Here is a 19,936-nt window from a genome sequence, read left to right as displayed (position 1 = left end):
GGAGCGAGCCTGCTCGCGATGGCGTTCTCGAATACGGCAATTTTCATCTCTCTGTAACCCTCCCGCCGCCAAACCGTCATCCCCCGCACCTATCTTGTAACTCCCGTACTCGCCTTGGGAGACTCGAAATGGCTCAGCCCTACGAAGAACGCAACAGCGCCGTCAAAACCCGTCGTCAGCAAGAAGACCAGCGCCGCATGGAATTTCGCCGCGCGATCGAAGATCGCAGCGAACGCCGCCAGCTTCTGGCCGAAATTGGCGAATTTCCTGACGATCTGGAACTCAATTACTGGCAGGCGGCTCCCGCAATTTCCCGTCGAAACGCTCAACCAGCGCGCTGATCTGCATCCGCTCGCTGCGGATAAACGCAAGGAATGCGTGGGCCACCGGCGATAGCCGTTTGGCCTTGGCCTGCACCAGGCACCAACTGCGGTACAGCGGCAGCTCTTCGACTGGCAACTCGATCAATCCGCCGGTTGCCAATTCAAGGTTCAGGGCATGGCGCGTCAATAGCGCCAGGCCCAGACCCGCCAATACGCATTCACGCTGAGCTTCGGCCGAGGCCACCTCCTGGGTCTGGGTGAAATGCACGCGCTTCTCTTTGAAGTACTCTTCGCACGCGAGTCGCGTACCGGAGCCAGGTTCGCGCAACAGCAGCGTGTAGGGTTCCAGATCCTGCAAGCGCAACGGCCCCATGTGGCACAGCGGATGATCCGGCGGTGCTACAGCGACGATCGGATTGTTGAGGAACGGCAGGAATTCCAGCCCCATGTCCTGTGGGACCATCGACATGATCACCAAGTCATCACGGTTATCCGACAGGCGCCGGATGACCTGGCCACGGTTGACCACGGTCAAGTGCAGGTTCACTTCGGGATGCTGGCGTTTGAAGGCGGCAAACAGGTGCGGCACGAAATACTTGGCGCTGGATTCCACCGCCAGTTTCAGCTGACCCTGCAATGAGCCTTGCATGTCCGACAGCTGCATATCGAGGTTTTCCAGGCGCCCGAAAATGTCCCGGCTGGCGCGCTGCAGCGCTTCGGCCGCCTCGGTCATGTAGAGTTTTTTGCCGACGTAATCGAATAAAGGTTGGCCGATCAGCTCTTCGAGTTGACGGATCTGTAGGCTCACGGCAGGTTGTGTGAGAGACATTTCGTCGGCAGCGCGGCTGTAGGACCTTAAGTCGCACACCTCATTGAAGATCTGCAATTGACGCAACGTCATACGCATCAATGACTTACGCATTTTCTAGAGACCCTGAGCGGAGGCTGATGCCTCAACTATAAGTCTTTGCTTATGTGTAACCCAATTATTATTCATTTTTGTTAATCCTTTGCGAAGGCTAGTGTGGAGCTGCGACTGAATTGAAACATTTGGTCACGCGTCGACCTGGTTTGACAGGTCGTGAGTACCACCGGCTCAAGGGAACCTCCAAGTGATAAAAAAGATCCTGATCGCCAACCGTGGTGAGATTGCCGTACGAATCGTGCGTGCCTGCGCCGAAATGGGCATTCGCTCGGTCGCGATCTATTCCGACGCCGACCGCCATGCCTTGCATGTGAAGCGTGCGGACGAGGCCCACAGCATTGGTGCCGAGCCACTGGCCGGTTACCTGAACCCGCGCAAGCTGGTGAACCTGGCGGTGGAAACCGGTTGCGATGCGTTGCACCCCGGCTACGGCTTCCTTTCGGAAAATGCCGAGCTGGCAGACATCTGCGCCGAGCGCGGTATCAAATTCATTGGTCCATCGGCTGAAGTGATTCGCCGTATGGGCGACAAGACCGAAGCGCGCCGCAGCATGATCAAGGCTGGCGTACCGGTCACTCCCGGCACCGAAGGCAACGTGTCGGGCATCGAAGAAGCCCTGACCGAAGGTGACCGCATCGGTTACCCGGTGATGCTCAAGGCCACATCCGGTGGTGGCGGTCGCGGCATTCGTCGCTGCAACAGTCGCGAAGAACTCGAACAAGCCTTTCCACGGGTCATTTCCGAAGCCACCAAGGCTTTCGGTTCGGCAGAAGTGTTCCTGGAAAAATGCATCGTCAATCCGAAACACATCGAAGCCCAGATTCTCGGCGACAGCTTTGGCAACGTGGTGCACCTGTTCGAGCGTGATTGCTCGATCCAGCGTCGCAACCAGAAGCTGATCGAGATCGCTCCGAGCCCGCAACTGACCCCGGAACAGCGCGCCTACATCGGCGACCTGTCGGTGCGTGCGGCCAAGGCCGTGGGTTACGAGAACGCAGGCACCGTGGAGTTCCTGCTCGCCGAGGGCGAGGTGTACTTCATGGAGATGAACACGCGAGTGCAGGTGGAACACACCATCACCGAAGAAATCACTGGCATCGACATCGTTCGCGAGCAGATTCGCATTGCGTCCGGTTTGCCGCTCTCGGTGAAACAGGAAGACATCCAGCACCGCGGTTTCGCGTTGCAGTTCCGGATCAACGCCGAAGACCCGAAAAACAACTTCCTGCCGAGCTTCGGCAAGATCACCCGTTACTACGCGCCCGGTGGTCCCGGCGTGCGCACCGACACAGCGATCTATACCGGCTACACCATTCCGCCGTTCTACGATTCCATGTGTCTGAAACTGGTGGTCTGGGCGCTGACTTGGGAAGAAGCGATGGACCGTGGCTTGCGAGCTCTGGACGACATGCGTCTGCAAGGGGTCAAGACCACCGCCGCGTATTACCAGGAAATCCTGCGTAACCCGGAATTCCGTAGCGGTCAGTTCAACACCAGCTTCGTTGAAAGCCACCCTGAACTGACCAACTACTCGATCAAGCGCAAACCCGAAGAGCTGGCCTTGGCCATCGCCGCCGCCATCGCCGCCCACGCAGGCCTGTGAGGAATACTCCAATGACTAAGAAAATCCACGTTACCGACACAATCCTGCGCGACGCCCACCAATCGCTGCTCGCCACCCGCATGCGCACCGAAGACATGCTGCCGATCTGCGACAAGCTCGACAAAGTCGGCTACTGGTCGCTGGAATGCTGGGGCGGCGCGACCTTCGACGCCTGCGTCCGCTTCCTGAAAGAAGACCCGTGGGAGCGTCTGCGCCAACTGCGCGCGGCATTGCCTAACACGCGTCTGCAAATGCTCCTGCGTGGCCAGAACCTGCTGGGCTACCGCCACTACAGCGACGACGTGGTCAAAGCCTTCGTCGCCAAGGCTGCGGTTAACGGCATCGACGTGTTCCGCATTTTCGACGCGATGAACGACGTGCGTAACCTGCGAGTTGCCATCGAAGCGGTGAAGGCTGCCGGCAAACACGCTCAGGGCACCATCGCCTACACCACTAGCCCAGTGCACACCATTGACGCGTTCGTGGCGCAAGCCAGGCAAATGGAAGCCATGGGATGTGATTCCGTGGCGATCAAAGACATGGCCGGCCTGTTGACCCCGTACGCCACTGGCGAACTGGTCAAGGCATTGAAATCCGAGCAATCGCTGCCTGTGTTCATTCACTCGCACGACACCGCTGGCATGGCCACGATGTGCCAACTCAAGGCCATCGAAAACGGTGCCGATCACATTGACACCGCGATCTCCAGCTTCGCTTCCGGTACCAGCCATCCAGGCACCGAATCGATGGTCGCTGCTCTTAAAGGCAGCGAGTACGACACCGGCCTGAACCTGGAGCTGTTGCAGGAAATCGGCTTGTACTTCTACGCCGTGCGCAAGAAGTACCACCAGTTCGAAAGCGAATTCACCGCCGTCGATACCCGCGTGCAAGTCAACCAGGTACCGGGCGGGATGATTTCCAACCTGGCCAACCAGTTGAAAGAGCAGGGCGCCCTGAACCGCATGAGCGAAGTGCTGGCGGAAATCCCGCGTGTTCGCGAAGACCTCGGCTTCCCGCCACTGGTGACACCGACCTCGCAGATTGTTGGCACCCAGGCGTTTTTCAACGTGCTGGCTGGCGAGCGCTACAAGACCATCACCAACGAAGTGAAGCTCTACCTGCAAGGCGGCTACGGCAAAGCGCCGGGCACCGTGAACGAAAAACTGCGTCGTCAGGCGATCGGCAGCGAAGAGGTCATCGACGTGCGTCCGGCCGATCTGCTCAAGCCGGAAATGACCAAGCTGCGTGCCGAAATCGGTGCCGTGGCCAAGTCTGAAGAAGACGTGCTGACCTACGCCATGTTCCCGGACATCGGCCGCAAGTTCCTTGAAGAACGCGCAGCCGGCACCCTCACGCCAGAAGTGCTGTTGCCGATTCCGGAAGTGGGCGGCGTGGCGTCGGCCGGCGGCGAAGGCGTGCCGACCGAGTTCGTCATCGATGTTCACGGCGAAACCTACCGCGTCGACATCACCGGTGTCGGCGTCAAGGCGGAAGGCAAACGCCACTTCTACCTGTCCATCGACGGCATGCCGGAAGAAGTGGTGTTCGAACCACTCAACGAATTCGTCAGCGGCGGTAGCAGCAAGCGCAAGCAAGCCACTGCACCGGGCCACGTCAGCACCACCATGCCGGGCAACATCGTCGATGTGCTGGTCAAGGAAGGCGACACCGTGAAGGCCGGCCAGGCCGTGCTGATCACCGAAGCGATGAAGATGGAGACCGAAGTCCAATCGGCCATCGCTGGCAAAGTCACCGCCATCCACGTGGCCAAGGGCGACCGGGTGAACCCGGGTGAGATTCTGATCGAGATCGAAGGCTGAGTTAACAGCCTCGATATACCGCTTTAAACCTCGGGGGGGCATGTGCTCCCCTTTTTTTTCGCCCGATATTCAACCTGCCAAATGTGGGAGCGACCTGTGGCGAGGGGGCTCGCCCCCGTTCGGCTGCGAAGCAGTCGTAAACCCGTTAAATGCGGTTCAACTTTAAAATGCGGGGGACCCGACGGGGGCAAGCCCCCTCGCCACATAGGCTCGCTCCCACAGGTTCTGCATCAAGTTAGTGAGAGTGGGGCGGCTTTATCAGAATGCCATCCGCCACTGCCCCATTACGCCATGACTGCGATTGTCATTGCCGATCTCGCCGTTGTAACCGACACCCAACGTATGCCGTGTCGAAACTGCCAGTTCCAGCCCTGCATCAAGCGTCAGGCTGTCGCGCTCCAGAGCGGCGCCCTCGACGATGTAATTTTTTCCGCCGGTAGCCAGTCGCTGTTGAGTCTTGCTGTCGACATCACCATAGGTGTGTTTCCAGCCCGCGCTGAATCGCGGCGTCAGTTGCATGCCATTATCCAGCGTATTGAGCTGTGCAAGACGCAGGCCGAAGGTGCTGCTGAAGTTGTTCTGCGTTTGCCCATGGACCTGCAGTGCCGCCGCACCGCCTTTTTCTATATAGCTGTCGCGCTGATACCGCTGGAAGCCAAGATTGGCAAAGGGCTCGGCGCTGATAGTGCCGCTGCCGAGGTTGTAACCGATCTCTGTAAAGGCTTGTTGAGTGCTGGCGTCGTAACTGCCTTTTGGGCGATCGCTGAAACCGTTGAAAGCTACCCGACGTTTGGTGCTGCCATCATGGTTGCTGTGAGTCGCGCCCAGACGCAATGCCAGCGGACCACTTTGGCGCAGGGCGTAAGCGCCCAGATGCCAACTGTCCAGATCGCCGTCCAGTTGGCTGCCGTCCAGACGCGTCTGCGATTTACCGCCTATGACGCCCACACGCCATTGCTCATCGAGCGCCCAATCCGCGCCCAGCACCAAACCTTTGGTGGAGTGTTGCAAGGTGCTTCGGCCATGACTGCGATCCAGTGTGCCGCCGTGGCCCAGTGCTTGTAACCAGACCCTGCCAGTGGCTTCACCACCCGCCGCCAGACGCGGGGTTCCGCTCTGTCCGTTGAGGTTGCTGCTATCCAGTTGGCGCATGGCCGACAGCATGCTGCTGCTCACCGGATTGGCGCTGCTCAGGGTGGCATTGGCGAGATTGGCATTGCTACCGCCGGCCAGTTGTTCAATAGCTCGGGCAGCAGTGGTTTTGTTGGAGCCGAGCAGGGCGGTGACAGCGGCATTTACGGTAAGGGATGGCGGCTGCGCCGCCGGGCTGGCTTTGGGCTCTTCAATGCTGTGAGCGACTTCCCGACCGTTTTTGCTTGTCGCAAATCTCTCGATTGGCACTTCGTTACGTGCGTAGGTCAGGCCAACGCTCTTTTCGTCGTCGTAGTCCGGGGTAGCCGTCATGAACGCGAGATTATTTTCGATATTGCCGAAGCGTCCATCAACCTTGGCGGCCTCGATAATGGTGTACCGGCTGGTTTGCGGATAGTCACCCGGCGCCGCGACGATTTTCAGGGTCGCACCGCCGAGGCTGGCGGTACCACCGACTTTGATCGTTTCGCCACGACCATCGGTGTTGACCGCATAGGCCAGTACGGCCGTTTTGGAGAGTTCCATATTTCTCGTAATCGTTGGCGCCCCTTGAGTCTGGTTGGCAAAAAAATGCCCCTTCACGTTCAGGGCGCCGACAGTGCCATTGCCAGAAAAGATACCCCCCTGAAGAACTTCAACGTCCCCATCAATGGTTCCCGAATTTTTCAGGACACCACCGGAGAACACGGTTACCCCGGCTCCGATTCCACCATTGTTGATCAGTGTACCGTGGGCCAATGCACCGCCATGAATGCGACCGTCATTGGTAAGTGTTGCCTCGGGGCGAACCAAGGCCCCAACACTGAAATCCCCGGGCCCGGTGAGCGTCCAAGTGCCCTGTTTGACTTCGAGCCCCATCAATTTGCGACTTTTGCCTATCTGGCCACCGTTCGCGGAATCGAGTTGCAGTACGTTTTTACCGCCACCACCGTCGACAATCCCGCTGACACTTCCCCCTGGAAGCATGATGATCAGCTCATCGACATTTTTCCCTTGGACGGCAACGCCGTTTTTCTTTGCTTTGGTTTCCTTGTTGACGTTGATCCTGGCGGTAGTGGGGTCATTGATGAACGCATCGAGCATCTCCATCAATTCAGCGGGCGTCTGTGTGGCGAGTAGGTCAGGCTCGGCTGCTGTCTGGGCTAGTGCAGCGTTGGTGTAGCCCACAGCTAGAGCGATCGCTAAGGCCAGGTGTTGTGGTCGGAATCTGTATTGAACGGGCATCGAATTCGGCCTCTTTGAATGGAGGCCAAACTCTAAGAGAGAGGCTATAGGTGCCGATGTCAGCTGCTTCCGACGGGCTTGCGGGGAGTGTCAGATGGTTGTGTAGAAAATGGCCAGCCGCTTGATACCGGCTGATTTTATCTGTTCGCGCTGATGCTTTTTCTTACATCGAATCAAGATACGGGGGCTATCGCATTGCCAAAAACGTATCTGCTGCACATTAAAGATCAAAAGATCGCAGCCTTCGGCAGCTCCTACGGGGTGCGAGTCGGCCCAATGCAGGAGCTGCCGAAGGCTGCGATCTTTTGGCTTTAACCTAGCTACGGCTCAAATACGCCTTTCCATAATGCCGCTCCATCCGCGCCTGAATCAGCTCCAGCCCGATCGACATCAACCAATAAATAATCGCCGCGGTCGTGAGCATCTCGATATAGCGATAGCTCGAGCGCCCATACGATTGCGCCAGGAACATCACTTCCCAAACCCCCATCACCGAAATCAGTGATGAGTCTTTGAGCATGGAGATGAACTGGTTGGTGGTGGGCGGGATGATGGTGCGCATGGCCTGGGGCAGGGTGACGCGCCAAAAGATCACGGTTTCGCGCATGCCCAGAGCCAGCGACGCTTCGCGTTGGCCGTGGGGAACGCCGAGGATGCCGGCGCGGAAGATTTCGCTCAGGTAGGCGCCGTAGTTCAGCGACAGGGCGATGATGCCGGCGGCAATGGCGCCTGGCACGATGCCGAGTTGTGGCAGGCCGAGGTAGATCAGCAGGATCTGAATCAGCAGCGGTGTGCCGCGAAAGAACGAGGCATAGAAGCTCGCGATACCGAACGCCACCGCACTTTTCGACAGTCGAGCCAAAGCCGTGATGAAGCCGAGCAGCGATGACGTCACGATTGAGCACAGGCACAAGAACAACGTCAGCGCTGCGCCTTGCAGAAAGCCGTTGGGCGCCAGGTGCAGGCCGATCAGGTTCGGCAGTTTGTCGAGGATGATCGAGAACTTCAGGTCGAAGCTCAGGAAGAAACTCGCGAACAAGCCGAACATCGCCGCCCAGGTCAGATACAGCCGAGTACGGAAGCCGAAGACCCGTTGCAGTAATGACTCAGCCACTGGTTGCGGCGGCTGAGGTGGTTTGGGGAAAGAAGTCATTTGCTGATGTCGGCGCCGATCCATTTTTGCGACAGCTTGCTCAAGGTGCCGTCCTGTTTCAGCTGGGCAAACACATCACGTACTTTGGCGTCCCACTGGGCGTCGCCTTTTTCGATGGCCACCGAGTTCGGCTCCGAGTACAGCGGCTCACCGGCGAGCTTGAAGCGCTTGTCTTCGTTCAGGCGTGGTTGCGCGGTCACCAGGTTGGTGAGAATCGCATCCAGACGTACGCCAGCGCCCAGGCCCAAATCCTGGAACGCGACGTTGTCGGTGTCATACGGGGCGATCTGCACATTCTCGAACGGGTACTGTAATTGGGTGTCTTCGGCGCCTTCGATCACCAGGTTTTTGTTCAGGTAGCTTTCATAGCTGGAGGCGCTGGTGAGGCCGACTTTCTTGCCGCTCAAATCTTTGGCGCCGTGGATGCTATCGTCCTTGGCGTTGACCACGATCACCGCAGGGGAGGCGTAGTACTCAACCGGGAAATCGAAGACTTCGGCGCGGGCTTTGCTCGGGGTCATGGAGCAGATGCAGATGTCGTAACGCCCGCTCCAGCGACCGGCGGCGATCACATCCCAGGACGGCGTTTCGAGGCGCAGCTTGACGCCCAGTTTGTCCGCCACGGCCTTCGCCACGTCGACGTCGAAACCGTCGAGCTGGTTTTGATCGTTGAGGAACGAGAAGGGTGGATAGCTTTCCATCAACACACCCACCAGTTCTTTCTTTTGCTCGATGCGATCCAGAGTAGCGCCCGCAAAGGCTTGGGTAGAGGCAGCCAAAATCGACAGGCCCAGGGCCAGCAGCGGTTGAAATTTCACAGTTGATCCCTGAAAAAAAAGAGGTTGTTATTAACCGGGTGGTGCGTATTAAATAGTTATAAGAACGACTCTGATAGTGAGTTATTTTCATAAGCTTATGAGTGAAAAGCATATGGGCGCAGGGACGGTAATTCTGGATGGTGGGATGGGTCGTGAGCTGCAGCGCCGAGGGGCGCCGTTCAGGCAGCCTGAATGGTCCGCGCTAGCTTTAAGCGAAGCGCCGCAAGCTGTGGAGGCCGTGCACGCGGCTTATATCGAAAGCGGTGCCAACGTGATCACCAGCAACAGTTACGCGGTGGTGCCGTTCCATATTGGCGAAGAGCGTTTTGCCGCTGAGGGCCAGGCGCTCGCGGCATTGGCCGGTGAACTGGCCCGGCGTGCAGTCGATGCGGCGGGAAAACCGGTGCGCGTGGCCGGTTCATTGCCGCCGTTATTCGGCTCCTATCGCCCGGACCTGTTTGACGGCGCGCGGGTAACTGAACTGTTGGCGCCTCTGGTCAACGGCTTGGCGCCTCATGTCGACCTGTGGCTGGCCGAAACCCAGAGCTCGATTAGCGAGGCACGGGCGATCCATGCCGGACTGCCGAAGGACGGCAAGCCGTTCTGGTTGTCGTTTACCTTGAAGGATGAAGACACTGACGAAGTGCCGCGTCTGCGTTCCGGTGAGCCGGTGACTGAGGCTGCTGCGGTGGCGGCTGAGTTGGGCGTCGAGACCTTGCTGTTCAACTGCAGCCAGCCAGAAGTGATCGGCGCTGCGATTGATGCGGCGCGGGAAACCTTCGAACGCCTGGGGGTGAAGATTCACATCGGCGCGTACGCCAATGCCTTCCCGCCGCAGCCGAAAGAGGCCACGGCCAATGACGGTCTGGACCCGTTGCGCGACGATCTCGACCCACCGGGTTATCTGCAATGGGCGGTCGATTGGCAGAAGCGCGGTGCAAGTCATTTGGGCGGTTGCTGCGGGATTGGGCCGGAGCATATTGCGGTGTTGGCCCAGAAATTAGCCTGATGCCATTCGCGGGCAAGCCTCTCAGTTAAGGCGCGGAACCTGTGGGAGCGGGCTTGCTCGCGAAAGCGGTGTATCAGGCGACATCAATGTTGACTGTGCCGCCGTCTTCGCGAGCAAGCCCGCTCCCACATGGATTGCTAACTGACTGGCATTGAGGCTTGCCCGCGAAGGCGTCCGTCCGGACGCCGAAGATTACTGGCGACACTCAACCAGAGTTTTCACCTGCCCCGATTCCGTCTGGTTCTCATCGGACAGCCACCGCTCGAACCCTGCGCCAATCGCTGGCCACTCCGAATCCAGAATCGAATACCACGCCGTGTCACGGTTCTGACCCTTGACCACCATGTGCTGACGGAACACCCCTTCAAAACTGAACCCCAACCGCTCTGCCGCATATTTGGAGCGGGCATTGCCGTTGTTGCATTTCCATTCCAGACGCCGATAACCCAAGGCAAAGGATTCCCTGGCCAGCAGGTAAACCGCTTCGGTGCTCTTTGGCGAACGCTGCATCGGTGCGCCGAAGGTCACATGGCCGATCTCGATGCGGCCCTGGGAAGGGACAATCGACATCAGGCTGAGAATACCCTGCACGTCGCCGCTGGCGCGGTCGATCACCGTGAAGAAATACGGGTCGCTGTTGGCCGCGTGGTTGTTCAGCCAATCGTTGAACGCGCTGCGCTCCGGGAAAGGACCATAGGGCAAATAGTCCCAGAGTTTCGGATCTGAGCCCGGGCCTTCGAGGGCTTTCCACAAGCCGTCGGCGTGACGCGCCGGGTCAAGTTTTTCCAGGCGGATGAAACGCCCTTCGATCAGTTGAACCGAGGGTGGCGGAACACCTTTCCAGTCCGCGAGTGAAGTCGACATGCTGTTCTCCTTGAACCTTAAAGGGCGTGGCGAAACTGGATGAAACCGGGACGTTCGGCGATGCGCTCATAGAGCTGGATCGCGGTGGCGTTGGTTTCGTGGGTCAGCCAATGGACCTTGCAGCACCCGTCGGCCTTGGCTGTGGTGTAGACGAATTCAATCAGTTGCCGACCGACACCAGTGCCGCGGGTTTCTGGCGTCACCAGCAAGTCTTGCAGGTAGCAGGAGTTTTCGATGCTCCAGTTCGAGCGGTGGTAGATGAAATGCACCATGCCCACCGCTTTGCCATCGGCCCAGGCCAGCGCCCCATGGGTCGGCTCGCTCGGGTCGAGCAGGCGCTGCCAGGTGCTCTGGGTGACTGCGTCGGGCAATTCGGTGTTGTAGAAGCGCAAGTAGGCTTGCCACAACGGCAGCCAGGCAGCGTGATCGTCGGCGGTGACCTGGCGGATGTCGATCTGACTCATGTGGGTTCCTTAACGCATCAAGTGGGCGAGGGCCTGGTCGTGCACATCAGGGCTGGCGGCCAGCCCCTCGCGCACACCGGCGATGTCTGCAGCATTGCGGTTCTGGCTGAGCTTGCGTTTGCCCTCCAGACGCTGGATCGGCAAGGCAAAACCGACGATGGCCTTGAGCATGCCATCAATGTAGTCGGTGGGGGCGTCGGCGACTTTCCATGGATGGGTGCGACCCGCTTCATGACGATCAGTCAGAGCGCTGACCAGATTGCGCAGGCGATCGGCGTCGGTGAACACTTCGGCCATGCCATAGGCGTGTACGGCGACGTAGTTCCAGGTCGGCACGACTTTGCCGTGCTCGGCTTTGCTCGGGTAAAACCCCGGGCTGACGTAAGCATCGGCACCGGCAAAAATCACCAGCGCCTCGGCGCCGTTCTGCAATTCCCGCCATTGTGGATTGGCCCGGGCGAAGTGCCCGTAGAGGGTGCCATTCGGGCCGTGGTCGACATTCAGCAGCAGCGGCAGATGACTGGCTTGCAGGCCCTGTTCACCCTGAGTGACCAAGACAGCAAGACGGGTGCCGAGTATCTGCTGGTGCAGTTCATTCAAATCATCGATGGCGAAATTGCTGGGCGTGTACATGGAAATTTTCCTTGGCGAATGCCTGCATCCTAGGCAGGCTATTGGTCTGTTGTAAGAGCCATTAATGACCAATTTCATAGGTCCATTACCATGTCGAATCCGCCGCTTCCCTCGTCGTTCAATCCCGCAGGTATCGAACTCGACCGCCGTCAGGGCCTGAGTCGTCAGCTTTATCAGGCGTTACGGGTGCGAGTGCTCGACGGACGACTGGCCAGCGGCACACGACTGCCGGCCAGTCGCGATCTGGCGGCGGCGTTATCGATTTCCCGTAACAGCGTGGTCCGTGCCTACGATCAGCTTTACGCTGAGGGCTTCATCGAGGGGCGTGTTGGCGACGGGACTTATGTCGCGCAATTGCCTCAAGCCGCGGTGTCGGTGAAAAAATTATCCACAAAAGTATCCACAGGGTTTTCAACAGGGTTACCCACAGCCTTATCCACAAATTGGCTGGATTTACCTGTGGTTTCATCCAGTAAAGTTATCCACAGCGGTGCTTTGGGCCGGGTTGAAAAGAACCATCTGGCCTTGCCTCCCAGTGGTCCGCCTCGGGCATTTCGTGTCGGCGTTCCGGCCTTTGATCTATTTCCTTTCGAGGTCTGGGCCAAGCTGAACGCGGCTTTCTGGCGTAAGCCGGATTTAGAGCAACTGTGTTACGGCGACCCAGCGGGTGATGCACGATTGCGAGGGCTGATTGCTGCGTATTTGCGCAGTTCGAGGGGCATGCAGTGCTCGGCTGAGCAAATAGTGATCACCAGTGGCGCACAACAAGGGATTAGCCTTTGTGCACAGTTGCTGGTGGAGCCTGGCGACGGGGTGGGCATTGAAAATCCGGGGTATCGAGCGGCGGGTCATGCGTTCGCTGTTGCCGGCGCGCGATTGCACGGGATAGCGGTGGACAGTGAGGGCATTGATTGCACCGAATTGGCGGGGCTTAGCGATTGTCGATTGGCTTACGTCACGCCGTCGCATCAGTACCCGACCGGGATGGTCATGAGTCTGGCGCGACGTCTTGAATTGTTGGCCTGGGCCGAACGCACCCAAGGCTGGATCGTCGAGGACGACTACGATGGCGAATACCGTTACAGCGGCGCACCACTGGCACCGTTGGCGGCACTGGATCGGCAGGGGCGGGTGCTGTATGTCGGAACCTTCGGCAAGGTCGCATTCCCGGCATTGAGACTGGGTTATCTGGTATTGCCGCCCGGATTGGTTGAGGCGTTCTCCCAGCGTCGTGCGGTGGACGTGCGGCATTCGGAGGTCAGCACTCAAGCGGTAATGGCTGAGTTCATGGCGGCCGGGCACTTCCAGCGACACATCCGGCGTATGCGCCGTGCTGCGTTGAGTCGGCGTAACGTCTTGCTCAATGGCTGGCCTGTGGATATCCCGGGCGTCGGTAAGCTGCCCAGTGTGGCGGCCGGTTTGCACCTGACGGTACGTGTCGACAGCGTGGCCCGTGAGCGCGAATTGATCGAACAAGCCACCAGCGTCGGAGTGGAGGTCAATGGACTGAGCAGTTATTGGCTGCCAGACACGACGCTCCCCGAGGACCAGCGAGCGGGGCTGGTCCTGGGGTTCGCCGCAGTGCCGGAGACGGCTATCGAAATGGCATTGGCGAGGCTCAAAGAGGTCTGGAGCCCGGAGTGAGTCGCGCCGCCCGGATCAGGTCCCGGACTTGATCTTGGTCCAGGCGCGGGTCCGTGCCCGTTCGGCATCACGAGGCAACGGTTGCAGGGTGTAGAGCGTGCTCATTGCCGCTTCGGTCGGGTACAGGTTCGGGTTGTTGCGAATCGCCGGGTCGACCATTTCCGTGGCGTCCTTGTTCGGGTTCGGGTAGCCGACGAAATCGCTGACCGGTGCGATGACCTGGGGTTGCAGCAAGTAGTTGATGAAGGTGTAGGCGTCTTCCGGGTTTTTCGCGCCTTTGGGGATCGCCAGCATGTCGAACCAGATCGGCGCGCCTTCTTTGGGCAGGCGCATGTCGACGATCACGCCATTCTTGGCTTCCTTGGCACGGTTGGCGGCCTGGGAGAAGCTGCCGGAGTAACCGACCGCTACGCAGATGTCACCGTTGGCAATGTCGGCCATGTACTTGGACGAATGGAAGTAGGTGATGTACGGACGAATCTTCATCAGCAGCGCTTCAGCCTTGGCGTAGTCCGCCGGCTTCTTGCTGTTGGGGTCCAGGCCCAGGTGTTGCAGGGCCAGCGGCAGGATCTCCGACGGCGAGTCGAGCAGGGCCACGCCGCACTGCTTGAGCTTGCTGATGTTCTCTTCCTTGAAGATCAGGTCCCAGCTGTCCACCGGTGCGTTATCGCCCAAAGCCGCCTTGATCTTGTCCGGGTTGAAGCCGATCAGGATGGTCCCGTACATGTACGGCACGGCGAATTTGTTGCCCGGGTCGTTGGCTTCGATCAACTTCATCAGCTTCGGATCGAGGTGGTTCCAGTTCGGCAGTTTGCTGCGGTCCAGCGGTTGGAACACCCCGGCTTCGATCTGTTTGGCGAGGAACACGTTGGACGGCACCACCACGTCGTAGCCGGAGTTGCCGGTCAGCAACTTGGCCTCCAGCGCTTCATTGGTGTCGAAGATGTCGTAGACCAGTTTGGTCTGGGGGTTCTGGGTCTTGAAATCTTCCAGCGCTTTGGGGGTGATGTAGTCGAACCAGTTGTACACCCGCAATGTGCGTTCTTCAGCGTGAACGGCACCACTGACTATCATGGCGCACAGGGTTGGAACGATCAGACGCTTGAGTCGATTCATTTGTTCTAATTCCTCATTGGGCGCTTTCAAAACCTTCGAGAACGTTCACGGCATTGATGCCGATTTCTTCTACCGCGTAACCGCCTTCCATCACGAACAGCGTCGGCTTGCCGAGGCCCGCGATGCGCGCGCCCATCGCCAGGTAATCCGGGCTGTCGAGTTTGAATTGGGAGATCGGGTCGTCCTTGAACGTATCGACGCCCAAGGACACGACGACGATGTCGGCGCCGTACTTTTCGATCTCTTTGCAGGCCTGCTCCAGCGCCGCGCTCCAACGGTCCCAGCCTGAACCGGCGGGCAAAGGGTAGTTGAAGTTGAACCCTTCGCCTGCGCCTTCACCGTGTTCGTCTTCGTAGCCGAGGAAGAACGGAAACTCGGCTTCCGGATGGCCATGGATCGAGGTGAACAGCACGTCGCTGCGCTCATAGAAAATCGATTGGGTGCCATTGCCGTGGTGGTAATCGACATCGAGGATCGCGACCTTTTTGTGGCCTTGATCGAGGAATGCCTGAGCGGCGATGGCGGCGTTGTTGAGGTAGCAATAACCGCCCATCAAATCGCTGGCGGCATGGTGCCCCGGTGGGCGGCACAAGGCGAAAGCACTGCGCGCTCCGCGCTGGATCACCGCTTGGGCCGTGAGGGCAACTTGCGCCGCGCTATACGCCGCTTGCCAAGTGCCGGCGGTAATCGGTGCGCCGCCGTCGAAGCTGTAATAGCCGAGCTGGCCGTGCAGGCTGGTGGGCATGATCCGGCGCAAGGTACGGGCCGGCCAGGTGTAGGGCAGCAAGTCGCCGTCGGTATTGAATTGGGTCCAGCGCGCCCAGGCCCCTTTGAAGAAGTCGAGGTAATCGCGGCTGTGGATGCGCTCGATCGGCCCGAGACCGAAATCCTGCGGCGCCTCGACCGGGCCCAGGCGGCGGTACTGCACGCGTGCCAGCACATGGTCGGCCCGCGAGGGCATTTCGAAGCAGGGCATCAATTGCCCGTCCATCAATTCACAACGGCCGTGGTGCAGGTGGTGATCGTCCGAGTAGATCGTCAGCATTCTTGTTCTCCGCAGGCTGATTCGGTTGAACACAGTCTTGCGGCGGGCGGCGTTTGGGAGAACGGCAGGAAAGGCCAAAAGGGGATCAATATGGCCAAAAGATTTGACCGAAATTCGCCCCTTAATGGTACGTCGGCGCCCTCGAATGATGCATCCGACCCTGTAGGAGCGAGGCTTGCCCGCGAAGCTTTTGGCATTCTTGAGAATGCCTTCGCGAGCAAGCCCGCTCCCACAGTGGATTTGCGTCGTGCGTCGATACTGTGTTCGCTGAAGGTCAAATGTGGGAGCGGGCTTGCTCGCGAAGACGGCCTGAAGGACGCCGCAGAACTCAAGGCCTGAACTGGCTCGGCGCCACGCCACTCCAGCGCACAAACGCATGGCGGAAGCTCGCGGTCTCGCTGAACCCCAACGCCTCGGCAATCCGATAGATCGGCAATTGATCTTCGCAGAGCATTCGCTTGGCCTGCTCGAAGCGCAACTCATCGAGCAGTTCCTGATAGCTGCAGCCCAGGTCCTTCAGATGTCGACGCAGCGTGCGCGCCGAGCAGTTCAGCTGTTCGGCCAGCCCATCCAGGCCCGGTGCCGCGCTCAGTTGCGCCGCGAGTAGTTGGCGGATACGCCCGAGCCAGGCCTGGCGCCCGGTGAATTCGGTGTTTTGTTTACGACAGCGCTCGGCCATGGCTTGGTGCGTGATGGCGTCGGCCAGAGGCAGGGGTTGTTCAAGCCAGCGTTTGTCGAAAGCAAAGGCATTGGACACAGCATCGAACTGCAAGGGGCAGTCAAAACGCTCGGCGTAGCGCGCCTGATAGTCCGGCGCCGGGTGTTCGAAGCGGGCGCCGAGCAGAGGCAGAGGGTGGCCGAGCAGGTCTTCGCAGGTGACTTTCATCGAGACCAGGCAAAACTCGACATTGAACGGCGCCAGCGCCGGATTTTCCCGATAGTCGCCGGCGGTGAGCCAGATGCGCTCGTCCTCTTCTTCCAGGCTCAACTCGAACAGTGTTCCCAATAGCGCCGGATAGTGCAGCGCCAACCGCAAGGCGTCACCTAAAGTGGCGCTGGTGAGTAAGGCATACCCGAGCATGCCATAGGAAGAAACATGCATCCGCCGGCCCAACTCCAGGCCGATATCGCGGCGTAACGCGACGGCGTTGGCACAAACCAGCATCTCTTGGTTGGTGGTGATGCGCGTGTCCGCCCGGCTCAGATCCGTCGCGCTGATGCCGCTGCCGGCCAATAACGCCTCGCTGGACAGGCCTTCAGCCTTGAAGGTATTGAGCACCAGGGAGACGGCGTTGAGGGTGGTGAGATGGGAGTGGAGCATGGGTAGTTCCAGCGTTGGGCGTGCCGGAAGGGAGCAAGTTATATGCCGGTTATGACCAACCCTGTAGGAGCGAGGCTTGCCCGCGAAGGCGTCCTCAAGTACGCCAAAAGCTTCGCGGGCAAGCCTCGCTCCTACAGGGTTTTGTGTTGTGTCAGCTCAGTTCGCCGCACAGGTCGAGTTCAACCAGTCGCCGAACTTCAGTGGTCTCAAGCCCTGCACCCAGCAGTCCATGCAACTTGCCAAACGCCGCCTCGCGAGTCATGCCGCCACCGGACAACACACCGGCGTCACGCAAGCGGCTGCCCGCCTCATACACGTCGAGCTGCACACCACCTTCATGACATTGCGTCACCGCGACCACCACCACACCTTTGTCCTGCGCCCGTTCCAGGCTGGCGACAAACTCTGGGTTGTCGCTTGGTCCGGTACCGCTGCCATAACATTCCAGCACCAGACCCTGAATACCGCTGTTGAGCAGGCCATCCAGTTGATCGGCACCGATGCCTGGGAACAGCGGCAGTACCGCGACCTTCGCCAGCTGTTTAGGCTGGTTGTAGTTCAGCTGCGCCGGCACGGAAGTCGCCTTCACGCCGCCGCCCTGACGCTCCAGCCGCTTGAATGGATGACGACCGAAGCTGCGAACTTTCGCGCAACGGGTCGGGTCGAGCAGTTCGCCGTGGAAGTACAGATGAACGCCCGGTGCGAGGCCCTGGCCAAGAGCAACCAACGCACCGCTGAGGTTTTCCCAGGCATCGCTGTCGGTCACGCCGGCCGGCAGCATGGAGCCGGTGAACACCACGCGGGCATGCAGGCCGAGCAGTTGAAAGCTCATGGCCGCGGCGCTGTAGGCCAGGGTGTCGGTACCATGCAGGATCAACACGCTGTCGCAGCCCTGGACATCAACGGCGTCGACCACCGCTTCACGCAGTTGCTGCCAGTAGGCGGGCGTCATGTTGGCGCTGTCGATCAGCGGCGACATCTCGCGAAAGCGCCACTGCGGCACTACCAGCTCAGGCTGGCTGTGCAGATATTCGCGCATCCGCGCTTCGAAACCGGACGCCGGCGCCAAGCCGTGGGCACTGGCTTGCATGCCGATGGTGCCACCGGTGTAGAGCACCATGACGTGCTGGGCAGCAGGGAAAGTCGAGGAATTCATGGAGGTTCTCCGAAAACGATGTGGGAGCGAGCCTGCTCGCGATGGCAGCGATGGGGTCTCAAGCTCGAACCAAAACGGCAGCATCAAAAAAGCTGCCACAACATGCGACCGAGCATGACGCCGGTCGCAAGCTGTGTCACGCCGGGCGCAGGGGATGCGCCCGGTTTTTTACCGATTAGCGTTGCGCTGCGGTCACGCCTTGCGGCTCGGCTTCTGCTTTAGGAGTGGCGGTTTGCGGATTGGCTGGCCAGGCTTTCAGGTCCAGGTCCAGATCCGGGAACTTGCTCGAATCGAACACCGGGGTCTTGATACCGGCAGCACGCTGGTCATCGTAGTCACGCAGGATGCGCATGCCGACCTTGAACAGCAGGAACAGCGCGATCAGGTTCACGAACGCCAGCAGGGTCATGGTGATGTCGGCGAACGCGAATACCGTGCTGAGGTTTTCGATGGCACCCCAGAAGATCAACACCAGTACCAGCGCGCGATAGGCGATCAGTGCCTTGCGGTTTTCGCCGATCATGAAGCGCAGGTTGTTCTCGCCCAGGTAGTAGTTGTAGAGGATCGAGGTGAACACGAACAACGCCAGAGCCACGGAGATGAACATCCGGCCCCAGTCGCCGACCACGGCAGCCAGGGAGTTCTGGGTCAGGGCAATGCCGTCGCCTTCAAAGCCCGGGGTGTAGAAGCCCGACAGCAGGATCAGCAATGCGGTGCAGGTGCAGATCACGAAGGTGTCGAGGAACACGCTGAACGCCTGAACCACGCCTTGCGAGACCGGGTGCTCGACCGAGGCCACAGCAGCCACGTTCGGCGCACTGCCCAGGCCTGCTTCGTTGGCGAACACGCCGCGCTTCACGCCCATGACGATGGCGCTGCCGATCAGGCCGCCGAACGCCTGGTCCAGACCGAAGGCGCTTTTGACGATGGTCATCAACATGCCCGGAACGTGGTCGAACTGCAGCACGATCACGTAGATGGTCACGCCGATGTACACCAGGGTTTTCACCGGTACCAGCAGGTCAGCGACCTTGGCGATCCGCTTGATACCACCGATGAACACCAGACCCAGCAATACCGCCAGGCCAAGGCCGGTGTACGTGGTGTCGAGGCCGAAGGCATTGTTCAGCGAGTGGGTTACGGCGTGGGCTTGCAGGCCGTTGAAGGCAAAGCCAAAGGTGATCAGCAGCAGGAACGCCATGATCATGCCCAACCAGCGTTTCTGCAGGCCGTGCTGAATGTAAAAGGACGGGCCGCCACGGAACTGGCCTTCGGAGTCGCAGCGCTTATAGAGCTGGCCGAGGGAGCATTCGAAGAAGCTGCTGGACATGCCGACCAGCGCGGTCACCCACATCCAGAACACCGCACCGGGGCCACCAAGGGTCACGGCGATGCCGACACCCGCGATGTTGCCCGCACCGACGCGACCGGCGAGGCTGAGCATCAGGGCCTGGAAGGAACTGAGCTGGCCAGCGCTGCTTTTCAGACTGTCACGGAACACCGCGAACATGTGAAAGAAATGGCGGAACTGGACGAAACGCGAGCGGATCGTGAAGTAGCTACCGAGCCCGACAATGAGCACGATCAGTACTTTCCCTGAGAGGAAGTCGTTGATGACTTCGAGCATGGATTATTCCTCGCTATTTTTTGTGTGTGCAGATAATGG

17 protein-coding genes are annotated in these 19,936 nt (G+C 59.5%); 5 read left to right on the top strand and 12 right to left on the bottom strand.

Annotated features, from left to right (window positions below):
* Positions 1 to 128: 128 nt before the first annotated feature.
* Positions 129 to 341 (top strand): PA3496 family putative envelope integrity protein, encoded by a 213-nt coding sequence (locus KVG95_RS14810; RefSeq protein ID WP_052966071.1) that lies wholly within the window; start codon positions 129 to 131, stop codon positions 339 to 341.
* Here the strand turns inward: KVG95_RS14810 and KVG95_RS14805 are convergent.
* Positions 283 to 1,245 carry a LysR family transcriptional regulator gene (locus tag KVG95_RS14805; RefSeq protein WP_217856951.1) on the bottom strand — a complete coding sequence of 321 codons (963 nt, stop codon included), beginning with the start codon at positions 1,243 to 1,245 and terminating at the stop codon, positions 283 to 285. The genes KVG95_RS14810 and KVG95_RS14805 overlap by 59 nt on opposite strands.
* Before the next feature lie 190 nt (positions 1,246 to 1,435).
* On the opposite strand from KVG95_RS14805, the gene KVG95_RS14800 reads away from it, so the two are divergent.
* Both KVG95_RS14800 and oadA read left to right on the top strand, forming a co-directional pair.
* Positions 1,436 to 2,851 carry an acetyl-CoA carboxylase biotin carboxylase subunit gene (locus tag KVG95_RS14800; RefSeq protein ID WP_007896523.1) on the top strand — a complete coding sequence of 472 codons (1,416 nt, stop codon included), beginning with the start codon at positions 1,436 to 1,438 and terminating at the stop codon, positions 2,849 to 2,851.
* Between the two features lie 11 nt (positions 2,852 to 2,862).
* Positions 2,863 to 4,671, top strand: a complete 1,809-nt coding sequence (gene oadA, locus KVG95_RS14795; protein ID WP_217856950.1) for a sodium-extruding oxaloacetate decarboxylase subunit alpha — start codon at positions 2,863 to 2,865, stop codon at positions 4,669 to 4,671.
* Between the two features lie 258 nt (positions 4,672 to 4,929).
* On the opposite strand, the gene KVG95_RS14790 is transcribed toward oadA, so the two are convergent.
* The 3 genes from KVG95_RS14790 to KVG95_RS14780 all read right to left on the bottom strand — a co-directional run bounded on the left by KVG95_RS14790 (position 4,930) and on the right by KVG95_RS14780 (position 9,018).
* Positions 4,930 to 7,047 (bottom strand): autotransporter outer membrane beta-barrel domain-containing protein, encoded by a 2,118-nt coding sequence (locus KVG95_RS14790; RefSeq protein ID WP_217856949.1) that lies wholly within the window; start codon positions 7,045 to 7,047, stop codon positions 4,930 to 4,932.
* Positions 7,048 to 7,363: 316 nt separating this feature from the next.
* The gene (locus KVG95_RS14785; RefSeq protein ID WP_052966075.1) at positions 7,364 to 8,200 is read right to left on the bottom strand and encodes an amino acid ABC transporter permease; all 837 of its coding nucleotides are present in this window, start codon (positions 8,198 to 8,200) and stop codon (positions 7,364 to 7,366) included.
* Positions 8,197 to 9,018 carry an ABC transporter substrate-binding protein gene (locus KVG95_RS14780; protein WP_052966076.1) on the bottom strand — a complete coding sequence of 274 codons (822 nt, stop codon included), beginning with the start codon at positions 9,016 to 9,018 and terminating at the stop codon, positions 8,197 to 8,199. Before KVG95_RS14780 ends, KVG95_RS14785 begins: the two co-directional genes overlap by 4 nt.
* Before the next feature lie 112 nt (positions 9,019 to 9,130).
* Here KVG95_RS14780 and KVG95_RS14775 point away from each other — a divergent pair, with 112 nt between their 5' ends.
* On the top strand, positions 9,131 to 10,027 hold the full coding sequence (locus KVG95_RS14775) for a homocysteine S-methyltransferase family protein (RefSeq protein WP_217856948.1): 897 nt from the start codon (positions 9,131 to 9,133) through the stop codon (positions 10,025 to 10,027).
* Between the two features lie 192 nt (positions 10,028 to 10,219).
* On the opposite strand, the gene KVG95_RS14770 is transcribed toward KVG95_RS14775, so the two are convergent.
* Genes KVG95_RS14770 through KVG95_RS14760 form a run of 3 tightly spaced genes read right to left on the bottom strand, consistent with a single transcriptional unit; the run spans position 10,220 to position 11,988 of the window.
* Positions 10,220 to 10,891 carry a GNAT family N-acetyltransferase gene (locus KVG95_RS14770; protein WP_052966078.1) on the bottom strand — a complete coding sequence of 224 codons (672 nt, stop codon included), beginning with the start codon at positions 10,889 to 10,891 and terminating at the stop codon, positions 10,220 to 10,222.
* Between the two features lie 17 nt (positions 10,892 to 10,908).
* A complete protein-coding gene (locus KVG95_RS14765) occupies positions 10,909 to 11,355 on the bottom strand; it encodes a GNAT family N-acetyltransferase (protein ID WP_008073550.1) in 447 nt (148 codons plus the stop codon).
* 9 nt (positions 11,356 to 11,364) lie between these two features.
* Complete coding sequence (locus tag KVG95_RS14760; RefSeq protein WP_217856947.1) at positions 11,365 to 11,988, bottom strand: FMN-binding negative transcriptional regulator; 624 nt, start codon at positions 11,986 to 11,988, stop codon at positions 11,365 to 11,367.
* 90 nt (positions 11,989 to 12,078) lie between these two features.
* Between KVG95_RS14760 and pdxR the strand changes: the two genes are divergently transcribed.
* Complete coding sequence (gene pdxR / locus KVG95_RS14755; RefSeq protein ID WP_217856946.1) at positions 12,079 to 13,632, top strand: MocR-like pyridoxine biosynthesis transcription factor PdxR; 1,554 nt, start codon at positions 12,079 to 12,081, stop codon at positions 13,630 to 13,632.
* A 15-nt stretch (positions 13,633 to 13,647) separates the two neighbouring features.
* On the opposite strand, the gene KVG95_RS14750 is transcribed toward pdxR, so the two are convergent.
* The 5 genes from KVG95_RS14750 to KVG95_RS14730 form a co-directional block, all read right to left on the bottom strand.
* Positions 13,648 to 14,748, bottom strand: coding sequence for a polyamine ABC transporter substrate-binding protein (locus KVG95_RS14750; RefSeq protein WP_038980559.1), 1,101 nt, complete (start codon positions 14,746 to 14,748; stop codon positions 13,648 to 13,650).
* A gap of 13 nt (positions 14,749 to 14,761) precedes the next feature.
* A complete protein-coding gene (locus tag KVG95_RS14745) occupies positions 14,762 to 15,793 on the bottom strand; it encodes a histone deacetylase family protein (protein WP_217856945.1) in 1,032 nt (343 codons plus the stop codon).
* Positions 15,794 to 16,121: 328 nt separating this feature from the next.
* Positions 16,122 to 17,114 (bottom strand): AraC family transcriptional regulator, encoded by a 993-nt coding sequence (locus KVG95_RS14740; RefSeq protein WP_217856944.1) that lies wholly within the window; start codon positions 17,112 to 17,114, stop codon positions 16,122 to 16,124.
* Between the two features lie 151 nt (positions 17,115 to 17,265).
* Positions 17,266 to 18,270: an asparaginase gene (locus KVG95_RS14735; protein ID WP_217856943.1), complete on the bottom strand. Its 1,005-nt coding sequence runs from the start codon at positions 18,268 to 18,270 to the stop codon at positions 17,266 to 17,268.
* 175 nt (positions 18,271 to 18,445) lie between these two features.
* A complete protein-coding gene (locus tag KVG95_RS14730; protein WP_217856942.1) occupies positions 18,446 to 19,897 on the bottom strand; it encodes an alanine/glycine:cation symporter family protein in 1,452 nt (483 codons plus the stop codon).
* Positions 19,898 to 19,936: the final 39 nt, after the last annotated feature.

This window comes from Pseudomonas farris, assembly GCF_019145235.1.
Taxonomy (GTDB): domain Bacteria; phylum Pseudomonadota; class Gammaproteobacteria; order Pseudomonadales; family Pseudomonadaceae; genus Aquipseudomonas; species Aquipseudomonas farris.
This window is presented reverse-complemented; position numbering and strand designations above follow the sequence as displayed.

Excerpts from the sequence above, each read along its gene's own strand:
- KVG95_RS14810 (WP_052966071.1), top strand. The coding sequence starts at position 129 with ATGGCTCAGCCCTACGAAGAACGCAACAGCGCCGTCAAAACCCGTCGT.
- KVG95_RS14805 (WP_217856951.1), bottom strand. The coding sequence starts at position 1,245 with ATGCGTAAGTCATTGATGCGTATGACGTTGCGTCAATTGCAGATCTTC.
- oadA (WP_217856950.1), top strand. The coding sequence starts at position 2,863 with ATGACTAAGAAAATCCACGTTACCGACACAATCCTGCGCGACGCCCAC.
- KVG95_RS14790 (WP_217856949.1), bottom strand. The coding sequence starts at position 7,047 with ATGCCCGTTCAATACAGATTCCGACCACAACACCTGGCCTTAGCGATC.
- KVG95_RS14785 (WP_052966075.1), bottom strand. The coding sequence starts at position 8,200 with ATGACTTCTTTCCCCAAACCACCTCAGCCGCCGCAACCAGTGGCTGAG.
- KVG95_RS14775 (WP_217856948.1), top strand. The coding sequence starts at position 9,131 with ATGGGCGCAGGGACGGTAATTCTGGATGGTGGGATGGGTCGTGAGCTG.
- KVG95_RS14770 (WP_052966078.1), bottom strand. The coding sequence starts at position 10,891 with ATGTCGACTTCACTCGCGGACTGGAAAGGTGTTCCGCCACCCTCGGTT.
- KVG95_RS14765 (WP_008073550.1), bottom strand. The coding sequence starts at position 11,355 with ATGAGTCAGATCGACATCCGCCAGGTCACCGCCGACGATCACGCTGCC.
- KVG95_RS14760 (WP_217856947.1), bottom strand. The coding sequence starts at position 11,988 with ATGTACACGCCCAGCAATTTCGCCATCGATGATTTGAATGAACTGCAC.
- pdxR (WP_217856946.1), top strand. The coding sequence starts at position 12,079 with ATGTCGAATCCGCCGCTTCCCTCGTCGTTCAATCCCGCAGGTATCGAA.
- KVG95_RS14750 (WP_038980559.1), bottom strand. The coding sequence starts at position 14,748 with ATGAATCGACTCAAGCGTCTGATCGTTCCAACCCTGTGCGCCATGATA.
- KVG95_RS14745 (WP_217856945.1), bottom strand. The coding sequence starts at position 15,793 with ATGCTGACGATCTACTCGGACGATCACCACCTGCACCACGGCCGTTGT.
- KVG95_RS14740 (WP_217856944.1), bottom strand. The coding sequence starts at position 17,114 with ATGCTCCACTCCCATCTCACCACCCTCAACGCCGTCTCCCTGGTGCTC.
- KVG95_RS14735 (WP_217856943.1), bottom strand. The coding sequence starts at position 18,270 with ATGAATTCCTCGACTTTCCCTGCTGCCCAGCACGTCATGGTGCTCTAC.
- KVG95_RS14730 (WP_217856942.1), bottom strand. The coding sequence starts at position 19,897 with ATGCTCGAAGTCATCAACGACTTCCTCTCAGGGAAAGTACTGATCGTG.